Origin of the sequence: Pseudomonas nicosulfuronedens (assembly GCF_005877905.1) — a bacterium.
Classification (GTDB): domain Bacteria; phylum Pseudomonadota; class Gammaproteobacteria; order Pseudomonadales; family Pseudomonadaceae; genus Pseudomonas; species Pseudomonas nicosulfuronedens.
The window spans coordinates 1-13,979 of the sequence record NZ_SWDV01000070.1; the positions used below are offsets into that span (position 1 = coordinate 1).

Below are 13,979 nucleotides of genomic sequence, written 5' to 3' on the forward strand. Positions count from 1 at the left end.
CCGTCCATACGCGAGTAACTATTCCCTTCATGTCGAGGTGGTTACCACGACCCTAAAGGTCTCGGCGACAAAGGGGAGAGCGAAGCATTCCGCTGCTGTAGCCGAGACTCTCTCAGGCGAGGCTTCTTAGCGTGGCGGCCTTAGACCGCCACTGAAGAAGGCATCAAAAACTCAGGCCCAGAGTGCAGCGCAGTTACAGCAGGTCGGCGATCTTCTCGTTCAAGAAGTACTCCAGCTTGGAGCCTTCCTCCTTCTCGATTTCACGCTTCGTATCAGGCGTGAAAGAGCAGCTGTAAACGACGAACTGACCATCCGGCGCGCCCTTTAGGTGGACGTAAGTCGAGTTCCGCAGCTTGGGCCGAAGCTTTTTCAGGATCATGGATTCCTCGGCCAACTCGTGGAAGAAGAACTCTGCAAAGCCGTGGAGAGTGGCGGGCTCGACGTAGGGACTGCCGTTGAAATCCAGCATCTGATATCCAGCGCCTTCGACCGTTTTTCGAATGCTGATCAGTGTCTGGTCATCGACGTCGACCTCTACCGGGCCTCCGGTTCCGCCGTACATTGCGGTGCCGATGCGCTTACCGCCGAAGTACACCGAGGCGCTCCATGCGTCACCGTCGGTGCTTGCGCAGGAACGCAGGTTTTTCAGTTCAAGGCCTACGGCTTTGGAGGTGCGGGTGCTCTGGTACATGCTCGATCTCGTGTGATTGGTACTGGCACCCACACTACGCAGTCATCAAGCAATCCCAAGTTCTGAAGGCAGCGCTTCAGAACGAGCAAGCTGAGCAGTTCTTTTCGTCGTGTTCTTGCCCGGAAAACGCATCTCCCAGGGTGGCCAGGCCAATAACCTCATCGGCAACATCACGTTCCGCTGAGGTTCACTATGCAAAGAAAGGCCTTGCTCATCTCCTTCGTCCTTGCTCTGGGGGCGAGCGCCGCCGGCGCCACCACGCCGATCCCTGAGGCCTCTTACCTGGTTGGGTTTTCTCCCAGAGCTGGCGCCCAGGACGTGGTGCTTCAAGGGATTCAATCGGCTCAATCAGAAATCCTGGTAGCGGCGTATTCGTTCACAAGCAAGCCGGTGGCCATGGCCCTGCTCAAGGCTGCCAACCGAGGTGTCCAAGTCGCAGTAGTCGCCGATGCGAAGGCGAACGACCCGAATAGCCGGACTGGCCGGCGCTACTCCGCGGCGCAGTTTCTTGCCAATAAGAACGTTGCCGTACGGCTGAACAGCCAATACGCGATCCTGCATGACAAGTTCATGGTGATCGACGGCCGTAGCGTCCAGCTGGGCAGCTTCAACTACTCCGCAGCAGCACACTCCCAGAATGCCGAGAATGTGCTGTTGCTCCGCGACGTGCCGAAGCTGGCGCGCCAGTACGCTGAGGAGTGGCGAGTCCTATGGGAGGGAGGAGTGGACCTGCCAGCCAAGTACTGACGGCTTGGGTTCCTGCAGAGGTAGCTCATCCTGGTTGCGACTACTCACTCTCCAAGGACCTTGGCATGGCCCAGAACCACCTTTTCGACTGCGGCGCGGTTTTCGTATCCAAGGGCATCGTCCATCTGTGCGGCTCGCCGGCTGCAGCACACGAAATTTTCGCTCCACTGCTCGAGCGCCATTGCTGTGGGGACTTCGGTGTAGCTGGTGAGGAGATCGTGGAAACCAACCTCGCCGTGCTAGCTCACGAGGGCGAGATCAGGTCCACCTATCTCGTTTCTTTGGCAGAGGACGATCAGCCGATCCTGATGATGCTGACCACTGTAGTAGGGCACCACACCACCCGATTTCACCTGCCCGGCGAGTAGGGCTCCAACAGGGCTCGTTACGAGGCGCTAATCCATTCCCATACCCAGGCTGCAGAATTGCTGGTGCAGCCCTCCAAACGCAAAAACGCCCGCTTAGCGGGCGTTTTTGTTTGTCTGCCGTTAGCTTCGATTTACGCCCGCTAGCATGGCCAGTTGTTGGCTGACCCAATCCCAGTATCCCGTCATGGTCTGTTGCTGTTGTACGTGCTGGCGCCACAGCTGAACAGGTAACAACGGGTGGGTGTCTACGGAGTTGCTGGCGTACCTGGCGCTTAGTTCTACCGGCGATAGTTGGAGATCCTGCCGGTAGGCCTCGGGAACAGTCAGCGGAGCTGGCGCAAAAGCATCAAGAATCTCGTCCACAACTCTCCCTATTTCTATGCCGGTCGTGGTGCTCTTTAGCGTGCGCGTCGACGCCGATGCGGCGACTACGAGCCAGGCATGTCCTGCCGGCACAATGCTGTTCATGCCACCAGCAGCCTCCGTCCGGACGTCCTGCTTGCTGTAGAGGACTGACTCTACGGGTTAGGTGTTTTTCATGCCGACTCCAAGGGCGTCACTGCCGGTCAAGTCTCTATCCTGGGGCGAAAAATATACGCTATCAAGTATAGCTGTTTGCCATCTCAGAAGGCTTCATCGTCCCTTTTGCCAGAGACGCAAAATGGATATGAGCGAAGCGTTTGGCAAAGCCGTTCGCCAAACAAGGAAGGAGAGGGGTGTACAGCAAGAAGCGGTTGGTCCCAGCCAGAGCTACATCAGCGAGGTGGAGCGCGGCCTCAAAACGCCTTCCCTTGTGAAGGCTCAGGAGATCGCGGACGCGCTGGGCGTCGACCTGGTGACACTGATCGCGCGCGCGGTTCTTCTGCAAAACCCGGGCATGACGCCGGCGCTATTGATCGCGCAACTTCAGCGCGAACTGGGGGCGAAGTGACCTGAGGCTGTCTCACCCTGGCTCGCCGACCTTCTTGAGCCCGATAACGAAAAAGGCCCGCAGATTGCGGGCCTTTTCTTTACGCGGCTTCGGCCGCGCTTAGGAAGTGCAGCTGCTGGCTGAGCCACTCCCAGTAACCGTAGATGGTACGGTTCTGGGCAACATGGTAGCGCCACTGCAGGCTGGTGAAAAACGGATGTGAGGGGGCAGAGCCATCGCTGTACTTGTCATCGAGCTGGGCAGGGGAAAGACGAACGTCAGGGCGATAGATTTCGGGGAGCGATACCGGTACCAGCGAGAACTCCGCGGTGAGTTGCTCGATGGTTTTCAGTGCTACGGCACCGGTAGCCATGCACACCAGCTGCCGTACATTCCCTTCGGTCGCCGATACCAGCCACGGGTACCCCGCCGGGGTCATAGCAGTACCGTCGCGCTCGTCGACCTTGCTGTAGATGGTCGAATCAATAGGGTACAGCGCGAGGTCCATCATGCTGGACACATAGCCAAGTAGCGTGTCCGAGGCCTTATCGCCTCCTTGCGCCTTGGAGCGGGCGGCCAGGCGCACTTCTTCAAGCTCCCGCCAGATGTCCAACAGGCTGTTTGGCGTCCCCGATTTGTTTTGCATCTTTCAGTCCTCGATACGATCTGCGGCAAAGCATCCAGTCCGCATGCAATCCGCCATTATCCACGGCTTTGGCCTTGTGGCAAAGAGCCATCACTGAGCCTTCGGTCAGGTTTTCGCGTGCGCGCTGGCAGCAGCGTCGACCAGAGTATTCCCAACCAGGATGAGCAGCTGCTGGCGCAGGTACAGCGAGCCGGCTTCATGTTTGCTGAGAAACTCCCTGATACGCGCGGCGCCCGTGTTCGTGAATTGCCAGTGGCGACGCGGCTCAGCCTCTTCGGGGTCCTCGGTGTTTTGTTTCGGCAGCATGGGCGAGAGGTTTAGCGTGAGCCTCTCTCCAGCACTGGTTTGGATCATGAGGAAAGGGTGAGGCATGGGCGTTCTCCATTTCTTGGGAATCACCACGCTATGCCCATCCTGAGCAATCCCAAGGCAGATTCACGCTGCAAGGCGATCCTGTTTGAATACGAGCGGCGTGGCCGGCCTGACGCCATCTCGGCGTCCGACGAATTCCGCCATAATCGCGAGAACAGGGGCATTGACCGCTAGAACCTGCATAGCCCTGGTGCAGGCGACGTACAGGAGATTCATTTCGTCCTCCCATGCTTCGCGGACATTGTTCGGGTTGAAGGGCTCGAACGAAAAATCCTCTGCGAGCTGCACAGCATCCCATTCCAATCCCTTGGCTCTGTGGGCGGTGCTCAGCGTGACACTCGCCTCGAGCTCGTCGGCGACGGCGTTTAACCGCAGCTTGGCAAAGAGAGCAGGGAGGTCTTTTGCGTATTGCTCGACGATCTGGATGGATCGCAGCATTTCCGGATCCTGGCTGTCGCTCGCCACTTCCTTGTAGAAGGTGTACTGCGGATACTCCTGCAGCAGCTTTTTCCCTTTTACCCGGTCGTACTGACCAATCGACAGCGCATGGAGATCCTCCAAGGCCTGCAGGTTGTATCCATCAATCCCCCCGACCCAGAAGATTTTTTCTCCTTGGTCCGCCAAGCGCAGCGCGCTTTCGATTACTCCGACCACGGTTCGGCAAAGGATGGCGCGGTGATCCAGGCCCTCGGGGAGCTTTTTGGTCACTCGGGTTGCCAGACCAAGCCCTACCAGCTGGCGCTGTTCACCTTTGAACGAAAGGATCATGTTCCCGACGTGTGCAACCGCGCTGCCAAAGCGGAAGGACTGAGTGAGGTAATGCACCTCGGCGCGATTGAGCCACGAAGCGTTCAGCGCATCCACAGCTCCACGGAACCGGTAGAGCATTTGGTGGCCATCTCCGCACACCACCACCCCTAAGCCGTAGCTGGCCTGATCTGCAAGGACACCGGCAACCACTGGATTGATGTCCTGGGCCTCGTCCCCGAGGACAATATCAAACCGGCTTCGCAGGTTGGGCCTGGAGAGGGCCCATAGCTTCAAGTAGCCGTCGTGCGTCATTCCAACCGCTCGGTCTTCGACGTCCTGCATCCGGGCCCAGAGTAGACGTGCTGCGGCCACAACGCCGGCGGCGGCCCGGCGCATCCGCTCGTTCTTCATTTTCTCGGGAGGGCAGTGGTCGAGCTCAATGCCGGCATCCGCGCTGGCGAGGTAATTGTTCAGCGTTTCCAGCACCGTCCTGACCAAATCCCAGTTCTGACTGTTGATGGCTTTCGCTGCGTCGATCAGCCGGAGGTTTTGCGTGAGCTTGTGCTTGTAGCGCGTGCCGACGGCACCGAAAGCGAGGCCGTGAGACGTCTTGCATACGACGTTGTTGGGGAACCGCTGCTTTGCCGCCTGCTCGACGCTCTTGTTGTAGCAGAGGTAAAGGATGCGGCTCTGCGGCCGCGCCAAGGCATAGCCGATTAGCGTGGTGGTTTTGCCTGTGCCTGCGAAGGCAACAAGCTTTACCAACCGCGCAAGCGAGTTGATGGCCGGTAGCTGCTCGTGTGTGTAGTTCATCGGGGACTACCTCAAAGCATGAGGGTTCGAGTGGAACCCGCCGGTTCGACCCACGCGCATCGGTAAACGCCCCCCAGGACCTGGCAGCTTGGCGCCAAACGCAAGACGGCTGGCGCATTCGGCTCATCGTTGGAGAGCTGACGCGGCTCAACGGCCTGGCAGCCTTGAAGACCGATCAGCAAAAGGGCGATGACACGGATGTTCATGGGCGGATTCCGCATTTGGATGACAAGCCCACGCTACTGGTCCCCGGCCTGATCCCAAGCGGGCTTCGAGGTGTGCTTCGAGGGCATTCAAAGCCACGCCAAAATATTGCGCACTAAGCGATTTAACATAATGCTTATTATGCGAAGGAATAACCAAGGTTATTTATATTCACTGATGCGCGATGGAAGCTGCTCAAAGGCGGCGTATTCGGTTGAAAATTGACCAAATGTCAGAAACCTTGATATATTTATGACATTGCATCAAATCACCGAGTGGTGGCGATATGAAGAAGCTTCCCGAACTCATCCTGGAGCACAGTCGGACCTTGCCGGAAGGTGGCGTGCTTGCACCGAAAGAATTTCTGGGTGTGGGATCACGTGCTGCCATTGACCAAGCGTTCTCTCGTTTGGCGAAGGCCGGGAAGCTTTTGCGCATCTGCCGCGGTACGTATGTGGTGCCTGTGAAAAGTCAATTCGGTACCCGCGCGCCGGCTGCGGAGAAAATCGTCCAGGCCCTCGCCGAGATGAACAATGAAACTGTGACCTCGACTGGCGCCCGAGCGGCGAACGCACTCGGTCTAACGCAACAGGTGCCTGTTCGCGAGATATTTCTAACGAGTGGCCGGCCGCGAACCCTGCAGCTCGGCAAAACCGAAATTCAGGTGAGGCATGCGCCTCGTTGGATGCTGGGGGTGTCGGCCGCCGGCGAAGCAATTCGTGCGCTGGCCTGGTTGGGTGAGCATCACGCTTATTCGGCAATCAAGCAGCTGCATAGCAAGCTGCCTGCCTCCGAATGGACCATGCTGCTCGCGCGCCGCTCTACCCTGCCTTCATGGATGGCCACACTCCTCGGTAAGGAGGCTATGAATGCCTGATTTCTTCGAACTCAGCGCAGATGACCAATCCGAGGTTCTGGAAACAGCGGCGCAGATGCTTGGCCGGCCAGCCGAAGGACATCTACGTCGTGTGGACACTGGGGAGGATTTTCTCTGCCCCGCTTGGTGACCATCTCACCTTCAAGGGCGGCACCTCCTTGTCGAAGGTATATCGGCTGATCGATCGCTTCTCGGAGGATATTGATCTGACGTACGACGTCCGTCAGATGCTTCCTGCGGCGGAGACCGAAATTCCGAAGAGCCGCACTCAGGCCGGTCGCTGGACTGAGGAAGTACGCAAGCAGTTACCAATTTGGATCGAGCAGGCCGTCGCTCCCCTGCTTGGGGAAGCGATCGCAAACGCCGGCATCCAACTGGATCTGCAGCAGGAAGGTGACAAGCTCTACCTCCACTACCCTCCCCGCACAACCGCGAGCTCTTACATCCAGCCACGAGTCCTGCTTGAGTTCGGGGCTAGGTCCACCGGAGAGCCACATGCGCGTCGCATCGTAACCTGCGATCTGGCCCGGGCAGAGATGGAGTGTGTCAGCTTCCCCGATGCGAACCCTGTCGTGATGGATGTTGCGCGCACCTTCTGGGAGAAGGCTACGGCTGCCCATGTTTACTGCGTGCAAGAGCGCCTGAAATCTGAGCGGTTTGCCCGCCACTGGCACGACTTGGCCATGATCGCCAGCAACTCGGAGTTCGCCGACGTAATTTCGCAGCGCGACATCGCAAGGAAAGTCGCTGAGCACAATTCCTGGTTTTTCAGGGAGAAAGCTGCAGATGACTCGGTAGTGGACTACCGACACGCTGTAGAGGGGAACCTGCCGCTCGTACCAACCGGCGGTGCCCTTGCAAGCCTGGAAGAGGACTATTTCAGGATGACTGATGGCGGCATGTTCGAGTCGACGCCCCCCTCCTTCGCCGAGTTGATGTCGGCATGCGCTGACCTGGAAGCACGCCTGAACGCGGCGGCCGAGAGTTGAAGCAAGCGCTTGAATGTACCGAAGGGGCGACCGGCAGCTACCGGCCAGAAGCGGGCGTTCGATTTTGGGCGAGGTTAGGTCGAGTGCCACTGCTCTGAATGAGAAGTACACGCTATCGATTACTCTGGATTAGAGGGAACCGACGTGGGGATTTGCCAGGCTGGTTTCTTGTCATCTTGACTGTCGAAAGCGCGCCGCGCCTTGCGGAATTCCTCGGCGTTTTCGACCACCCACATCCAAACAGGAGACATCCGAACCAACAGTTCCATACCCAGCGGCGTCAGCTCGTATTCGACGCGCGGCGGAATTTCCCCGAACTCCCGTCGAAGCAGCAATCCATCCCGCTCCATTGCGCGTAGCGTCTTGGTCAGCATTCGCTGGGTCACCCCAGTCATCTGCCTTTTTATCTCGGCGTGGCGCATCGTGCCGTACACGCCCAAAGCATGCAGGATGCCCAATGACCATCGGCTACCCGCGTGGGCGAGGACTTCCCGTCTGACGCCATCGTCATCTTCTCGGAGCGTTCGGCAGATGGCTTCTGCCTGGCTCAGAGCGTCCTGATTGGTCATTTATCCTCCTAGGTATCACGCGTGTGCCTTCTTACGAGTAGTGCCTGATCATGCCAGCATTCGCTCATGTTAAAGGCGTCACGCCTCAGGAGAAATCATGACCGAAGCAACCCCGCTTTCCCCTCAATCCATTCTTGTTCTCGGCGCTGGCGAACTGGGTCTCCCGGTTTTGCGCAATCTCGCGCGAGTGGCCAAACGCGCACCCGGCTCCCAAATCAGCGTTCTTCTCAGGGAGTCGACCATCAACACCCAGATACCGGAGAAAAAGGCCGAAATCGACGAGCTTCGTGGGCTGGGCATTCAGATGGTCGCTGCGGATCTGGTGAACGACTCAATTGATCAGTTAGCTGAAGTGTTCGCCCGGTTCGATACCGTCATAGGTTGTGCCGGCATGGTCGCAGGTCGAGAAACCCCCATGAAGTTGGCGACAGCAGCGCTAAGGTCGGGCGTGAAGCGCTACTTCCCGTGGCAGTTTGGCGTGGATTTCGAAGTGATCGGTCGGGGCAGCCCCCAAGATCTTTTCGATGCTCAACTCGATGTACGCGAGGCGCTCCGCGCGCAAGACAAAACCGAATGGGTAATTATCTCGACGGGCATGTTCACCAGCTTCCTTTTCGAGCCCGTATTTGAGGTAGTCGACTTCGACAATGACACCGTTAACGCGCTCGGCAGTCTCGAGAACAGCGTGACGCTCACCACGCCAGACGACATCGGTGCTCTCACGGCGGAAATCGTCTTCTTTGAACCTCGCTTCCGCAACGAGATTGTTTATCTCTCAGGCGACACGGTGTCGTATGGACAGGTCGCGAACATCCTCGAACGTGTACTGGGTCGTCCGTTCCAAACTAACGTGTGGACTGTTCCGTACTTGATGGATGAGCTGAGAAAAGACCCTACCCATCACATCAAAAAGTACCGCGCTGTATTCGCACAAGGCAGAGGTGTGGCATGGCCTAAAGCGGGCACCTTCAACGAACAGCAGTCGATTCCAGTAACCACCGCTGAGCAATGGGCTCGGGCGAACCTTGGGGGCAAGTGAGCGACGACAGATAGCTGACTTGCAGAGACACACCTTGTCCCGACAGTGGACGCTGACAACCAAAGTTGAACGTTTAGAGGACGGCAAGCTGCCTAGACTTTCAGCGTAGAGCCTCAGTGTCCGCTATGGGTCGGTAGCAGCCTCTCGCCAGAGGCACCAGCCGGCCAGAAGCGGCCACTTGTTATGGCCGTGCTGTGACTACGGGTGCAGGAATGAAACCCTCTGCGGTCAGCATGCGGATCACGCCGCGGAGGAGGAAGTTGTGGGTAAAGCCGAGTGTGTACTGCCGAGCACCGGGCTGGATTGGCACCAGCATCCCCCTGTCCACCAGCTTCTTGATTTGGTAGGTCCGCTGCGGCCCATTCAAGCCAGGCATAGCATCAGCAAGCTCTGCCGACTTGGCCACTCCAGTGTCAGTTTCCAACAGGCGTCGGAGGATCGACTGTTCCTGCTGAGTGATGTGCTCGCGCTCGCGGGAATAGTTTAGTGCAGGCACCAGGATCTCGGCTTTAAGGTAGCGATAATCACACAGGCGATCGAGCTTGTTCAGCTCACCTAGGATGCCCTTGAGCACGTAAACACACCAACTCTCCAGGCCTTCTTGGGTTCCGCGATCAGCCTCCCCGAGCATCTCGTAATAGCGCTCGCGGTCGTTACAGAACACTGCAGTGGGATTCAGTAGACGGCCGCCAGCGGAGACATCGAATCCGTACTTAATCAGCATCAAATAGGTCAACAAGCGGACAACTCGGCCATTACCATTGGTGAACGGGTGAATCCACCCAAACCGATGGTGCGCAATCGCCACCTTCATGAGGTCGTATTTCTGCGGGTCGCGCGTGTTGACGAAAGCCACCAGCTCGTCCATGTAAGCCGGAACCTGTACTGGGTCGGGGGGCAGGTGTTCCGATTGCGCAATGCGAACTGGCCCAGTCCTGAACTGACCTGGGGTGCGATCCCCTTCGCGGTCTAGCTCGCCGACAGTGATGGCGTGCAGCTCTCGAATGAGGTGCTGGCTAACCTCGCTACCTTCCGTGAAATGCTCCTCGATGAAGGTCATGGCCTTCTCGATGTTGGAGATCTCGCGCAGCTGGTCGGTGGCTGCGTCACTGCCCTCCATCTTACTTTCCACGTAATCAGCCAGGGTTGTGTGATTGCCCTCGATGCGGGCAGAGCCGAGGCTCTCCAGAATGTGGAATACACTCTTGAGCTGGAAGAAGAGGCTTGGCGGGGTCGACCCGGTGAGTCTGAAGCGGCGGAGGTGTTCCAGCTCGGTCAATACGTCGACAAGCGGCGAATCGAAGGACGGATTAAGCAGCGCCAAATCGTAGTGAGTGAAGGTAGGCATATTCTCGCTATCTCAAACCTGAATAATCACTATGTCAAAGGCAGATTCACTGGCATTCAAGCGTCATCTCCCAGTGCATTAAGTCAAATATCATATGAACACTACCTGAAAACCCCTTCGCGAGTAAGTCGAAAACGTGTTCTTCCGGTGCCAGTGCTGCGGCCCATCGGCAAATTGAGTTGACGATGGGGGCCTGGCGTCGCTGAATAGCCCACAACCTGCTGTATCGGGGAAGACTTGGACTTGACGGAGGGCGATGCCGGCTTGGGGGAGATTGCAGCCTCTCCGCATGTGGTCGATTGTCGACGGGCGGACAAGTAGGTGCAGTAACGTAGGCGTTAATCGTCTGCAGCGTAGGGATACGTGCCGGCGACGTTGTGCATGAAGGGATCCCCTTCATCATCGAACAGGTTCGAGTCTGTATCCAGAACAAACGGGACACCGTTGTCGACGTGGCGGGCGGGTCTCGTGCGGCTCCTGACCATGGTCACTGCGTTCTTGATGAGCATGCCCAGCGATACGAGCAGCAGTGCAGCCATCAGCAGAGTTTCATTACCCAACACCATGATTCCCGCGCCGGCAACGAGGGCGAGCGGGCAGCCAATGAAGAACGCTGCAGTTGGGTTTTTGAAGTGCGTCAGGCCCAGCGCCAGTGAAGCGTATCCGGCGATCAATGCCGTGTAGCTGATGGCCATCGGAACGCCGTGCATCACGGGCGAGACGAAACCAACTCCCAGAAAGGTCAGCAGTATGACCAGCGCGTGGCGAACGAACATGAGGCCGCCGGTGGAAAGGGACTCCTCAAGCTCCCACATGGCCATCAACGGTTGACGCAGGCGCGGCACCTTAACTAATTCGTCCAGGGCGTTCACCAGGATCATCATGTTCTTGGCGGCGATCCTGCTCGGCGGGGCCGCAGCCAGATCCTGGATCATCAGCGCGCAGCGCTTGAAGTCCGCGGAAACTCCTTCCAGCGCCGAGATGTTCAGCTCGGCCAAGTCAAGGTTGCCCGGACGGAGGCCAAGATACTTGCCGATGAGCGCTTCTGCGCGATCGGCCCCTGCTCGGATTACTCGGTCGAAGTCCATTTCCCATGCCCTTGTTGATCGATTCGGTGGAGAGTACTCGAATGCGGGAAAGTGCAACCTAGCCCTCATGACTTAGCGGCCAAAACTGCATGCGCGCTCCCGGGCGGCTATTCGTGCCGTTGCGGATTCAGCGATTCAGCGTAGGTAGATTCTATGCCCTCGATGGTACCGGCTGCGGGGGCCCCGGCAGCCGGCGAGGAATCTTCCGCGACGAAAAATCGGCCGCCTGGTAGCGCAGGCTCTCTCGATTTACTGTCCGGCCGCTTGGCAGTTCGCGCTGCGCTATCAAAGTCCTTGAGTCCCACGACCTTCGGCCGGCGATCTCCACGTAGTACGAAAAATGGGAGATTTGCGTGCAGCATTGCGTCGTAGCGACTGCTCTCGGAGAACCAAAGCATGCAACGAGGATGAGGTGCGACCAGCTTGGGGACATCGAGGAGGTCATCCTCAGCCATGTTCGAGAGCCCTCGGAGATCCAGCCACTGGGGCGTTTGCTCCAGCTGGATCCCGTCAGTGGAAGCTCGCTCCTTTGCCTCGGCCTGCAACAGTTCACGCACTTGGGCAACGCGGATTTTTTCCTTGCCGGAAGTGTGGCCTGCCCATGTAAATGTGATTTGCCTTGGCGCGGCGTCGAACACTTGGATCGTTCGCTTGAGCTGATTGAGGGAAAAGTTTTTCCCTAGGGCCTGTCGCATGATCTGCGACCGCCGGCTGACAGAGACATTGCGGAACAGGCGTTCTGCCTCAATCGCGCTTTCCAGCTCCGCCTTGCGACGGTTTACCGCCCTCCCCTCTGCCAGGATTGACGAGGACAGGATGAAATAGCCAGGTAGCCGCATGACCGTACCCGGCGCTTGGCCTATATCACGCTCGAATTCTTTGAATGCAGCCAGAGCTGCGCTCACTGCCTCCTCGCCTGATAGATGCCTCACGGGGATTTGCTTCGGAGTCTTCTGCACCTGCAGGAGCGGTAACTCCCAAACTGCCCCCTCCTCCACTAGGCTAGGCCAGCGCTCATTGAAGGTTGCTACTGCGCGCAGCAGTTCGGCGTATGCGTCGGCGATCGCTTGTGTCATTCACTCAGCCCAATAATACCACCCCTTCACTTATTGTAGCTAACGCTCCCTGGAACGTCCTGCCCTCCCCTGTTAACAGGGAGAGGGGAGTCAGCATCCTTCATGCCTGAAGTGAAGGGGTGGTATTAATCAGGCGAGCCACCTTACTCCGCGATGCCATACGCGTGTTCTGCGCGCAGCCTCTTTCCAGTCCACCGCATGGGAGCAATGTATGGCTCGTTTGAGTTCCGCTTTGGTTGCGCCGGCGGCGATGACATCTTCGAATCCGTGTCGAACGACGACGTAAGGGAGGCGCCCTCTCCTCTCAGCCAGAACTTTTAGCGCAGCTATACGTACTGCCAGCAAGAAACTGTCCGTTCGATCGGTGGGATTCAAACGACGAATGAACATGCACCCTTTTCTGTATTTGCTCACCGGTCGGTCACCGGCTGCGGGTTGTGCAACCGGTCGAACCGCTCTAAAGCCGTGAGGCTGGTGGCTGCGGCCATTACCAGATTCTGCCGCTGGTGCTTGAACTTGAGGCTGGCCTGGTCCCAGGGCCAGAACGGCCGGATAGTCCGTATCAAGTCCGCTGCCCCCATCGCATAACATCCGGCTGCCCGGGCCAGCTCAGCAACTGACAAACGATCGTCGTGCGCGAAGGTGAATCCTTCTTCATCCTGCTGACGCCGGCGCTCACGAATAACGTCCTGCAGTGCGGCCGTCATCTCCTGACCCGAGGTGCCTGCGATAATTCGCAGCATCCCTACTACCCCATTCTTCCTGGGCATCATTGATGGCTGGCGTCCGATCGCTGTCCAGATTTCTGTCAGCGTCACCACTGCTTCGGCGTCAGCCAGAGGCGCTCGTTCAGCTTCAGCGTCGGCCTGCAGCGCTGCAGACAACATTTCTGCACAGCGCATTCCGAGACCAGGACTTTCGTCCTGCGTCCTGAGCATCCATGCAGCCGCCTGAACTACCCCCGCCAGAGTCAGATTTGCGGTCCAGGCCCCCTTCTGCTGCGTTTCAACTTCTGACTGCGGCGCGAGTAGATCAGGAAGTGAATCTCCAATTCTGCCCATCAGTTCGTCGAGCTTTGCATGCCATCGGGGATCAACTGCGTTTTCCTTGCATTGTGCTACCTCCCACAAGAGCTGGATTGCCTGGTGCAGCAGGACCACCTCTGGTTGGGGAACTTCCGGCGGTGTTGCTAGGGAAGCAGTGGAGGTCGGAACACCAGGTCTTGAAGCAAGGGCTTGGTACATAGGCGTTATCCTTCGAGCTAATTTTCAGATCGCCGAGCGGCTGACTACTCATCACGCTAAATATCGCTTTGAGGATCCCAAGTAAGGGACAGCACCAAGCTTCGGGGATCGATGCGCTCGTAGGTCAGCTTTTCCTCCCTCAAAATGGCCGGAAATCAACTTGCCAGGGGCCGGTAAGGGATTGCTCAGCAGGGCTGGGTCTCTGCTGCATTCACGCTTGGGATGCTCAACATTCGCGATAGCCTGGT

The 13,979-nt window shown here is 57.9% G+C and carries 16 protein-coding genes; 6 read left to right on the plus strand and 10 right to left on the minus strand.

Annotated elements, in window-relative coordinates; all coding sequences use genetic code 11:
• Positions 1-193 precede the first annotated feature (193 nt).
• Positions 194-691: a hypothetical protein gene (locus tag FAS41_RS29645; RefSeq protein WP_138526842.1), complete on the minus strand. Its 498-nt coding sequence runs from the start codon at positions 689-691 to the stop codon at positions 194-196.
• A 207-nt stretch (positions 692-898) separates the two neighbouring features.
• Between FAS41_RS29645 and FAS41_RS29650 the strand changes: the two genes are divergently transcribed.
• Both FAS41_RS29650 and FAS41_RS29655 read left to right on the plus strand, forming a co-directional pair.
• Positions 899-1,438 carry a phospholipase D family nuclease gene (locus tag FAS41_RS29650; RefSeq protein WP_239746834.1) on the plus strand — a complete coding sequence of 180 codons (540 nt, stop codon included), beginning with the start codon at positions 899-901 and terminating at the stop codon, positions 1,436-1,438.
• 65 nt (positions 1,439-1,503) lie between these two features.
• Positions 1,504-1,806, plus strand: a complete 303-nt coding sequence (locus FAS41_RS29655) for a hypothetical protein (protein WP_138526844.1) — start codon at positions 1,504-1,506, stop codon at positions 1,804-1,806.
• A gap of 120 nt (positions 1,807-1,926) precedes the next feature.
• Here the strand turns inward: FAS41_RS29655 and FAS41_RS29660 are convergent, their stop codons facing one another.
• Positions 1,927-2,274 carry a hypothetical protein gene (locus FAS41_RS29660; RefSeq protein ID WP_138526845.1) on the minus strand — a complete coding sequence of 116 codons (348 nt, stop codon included), beginning with the start codon at positions 2,272-2,274 and terminating at the stop codon, positions 1,927-1,929.
• A 193-nt stretch (positions 2,275-2,467) separates the two neighbouring features.
• On the opposite strand from FAS41_RS29660, the gene FAS41_RS29665 reads away from it, so the two are divergent.
• The gene (locus FAS41_RS29665) at positions 2,468-2,737 is read left to right on the plus strand and encodes a helix-turn-helix domain-containing protein (protein ID WP_024766020.1); all 270 of its coding nucleotides are present in this window, start codon (positions 2,468-2,470) and stop codon (positions 2,735-2,737) included.
• 79 nt (positions 2,738-2,816) lie between these two features.
• Here the strand turns inward: FAS41_RS29665 and FAS41_RS29670 are convergent, their stop codons facing one another.
• The 3 genes from FAS41_RS29670 to FAS41_RS29680 all read right to left on the minus strand — a co-directional run bounded on the left by FAS41_RS29670 (position 2,817) and on the right by FAS41_RS29680 (position 5,297).
• Positions 2,817-3,362: a hypothetical protein gene (locus tag FAS41_RS29670; RefSeq protein ID WP_138526846.1), complete on the minus strand. Its 546-nt coding sequence runs from the start codon at positions 3,360-3,362 to the stop codon at positions 2,817-2,819.
• A gap of 105 nt (positions 3,363-3,467) precedes the next feature.
• Positions 3,468-3,734 (minus strand): hypothetical protein, encoded by a 267-nt coding sequence (locus FAS41_RS29675; protein WP_138526847.1) that lies wholly within the window; start codon positions 3,732-3,734, stop codon positions 3,468-3,470.
• Between the two features lie 63 nt (positions 3,735-3,797).
• Positions 3,798-5,297, minus strand: a complete 1,500-nt coding sequence (locus FAS41_RS29680; protein ID WP_138526848.1) for a UvrD-helicase domain-containing protein — start codon at positions 5,295-5,297, stop codon at positions 3,798-3,800.
• A gap of 490 nt (positions 5,298-5,787) precedes the next feature.
• On the opposite strand from FAS41_RS29680, the gene FAS41_RS29685 reads away from it, so the two are divergent.
• Complete coding sequence (locus FAS41_RS29685) at positions 5,788-6,378, plus strand: DUF6088 family protein (RefSeq protein ID WP_138526849.1); 591 nt, start codon at positions 5,788-5,790, stop codon at positions 6,376-6,378.
• 20 nt (positions 6,379-6,398) lie between these two features.
• Positions 6,399-7,367, plus strand: coding sequence for a nucleotidyl transferase AbiEii/AbiGii toxin family protein (locus FAS41_RS29690; RefSeq protein ID WP_246084969.1), 969 nt, complete (start codon positions 6,399-6,401; stop codon positions 7,365-7,367).
• 119 nt (positions 7,368-7,486) lie between these two features.
• Here the strand turns inward: FAS41_RS29690 and FAS41_RS29695 are convergent, their stop codons facing one another.
• On the minus strand, positions 7,487-7,936 hold the full coding sequence (locus FAS41_RS29695; protein ID WP_138526850.1) for a winged helix-turn-helix transcriptional regulator: 450 nt from the start codon (positions 7,934-7,936) through the stop codon (positions 7,487-7,489).
• Between the two features lie 97 nt (positions 7,937-8,033).
• Between FAS41_RS29695 and FAS41_RS29700 the strand changes: the two genes are divergently transcribed.
• Positions 8,034-8,975, plus strand: coding sequence for an aromatic alcohol reductase (locus FAS41_RS29700; protein ID WP_138526851.1), 942 nt, complete (start codon positions 8,034-8,036; stop codon positions 8,973-8,975).
• 181 nt (positions 8,976-9,156) lie between these two features.
• Here FAS41_RS29700 and FAS41_RS29705 read toward each other — a convergent pair whose 3' ends face one another.
• The 4 genes from FAS41_RS29705 to FAS41_RS29720 form a co-directional block, all read right to left on the minus strand.
• The gene (locus tag FAS41_RS29705; protein WP_138526852.1) at positions 9,157-10,323 is read right to left on the minus strand and encodes a Fic family protein; all 1,167 of its coding nucleotides are present in this window, start codon (positions 10,321-10,323) and stop codon (positions 9,157-9,159) included.
• Between the two features lie 338 nt (positions 10,324-10,661).
• Positions 10,662-11,411, minus strand: a complete 750-nt coding sequence (locus FAS41_RS29710) for a hypothetical protein (RefSeq protein ID WP_138526853.1) — start codon at positions 11,409-11,411, stop codon at positions 10,662-10,664.
• 107 nt (positions 11,412-11,518) lie between these two features.
• The gene (locus FAS41_RS29715; RefSeq protein ID WP_138526854.1) at positions 11,519-12,487 is read right to left on the minus strand and encodes a DNA replication terminus site-binding protein; all 969 of its coding nucleotides are present in this window, start codon (positions 12,485-12,487) and stop codon (positions 11,519-11,521) included.
• 410 nt (positions 12,488-12,897) lie between these two features.
• On the minus strand, positions 12,898-13,731 hold the full coding sequence (locus FAS41_RS29720; protein WP_138526855.1) for a hypothetical protein: 834 nt from the start codon (positions 13,729-13,731) through the stop codon (positions 12,898-12,900).
• Positions 13,732-13,979 lie beyond the last annotated feature (248 nt).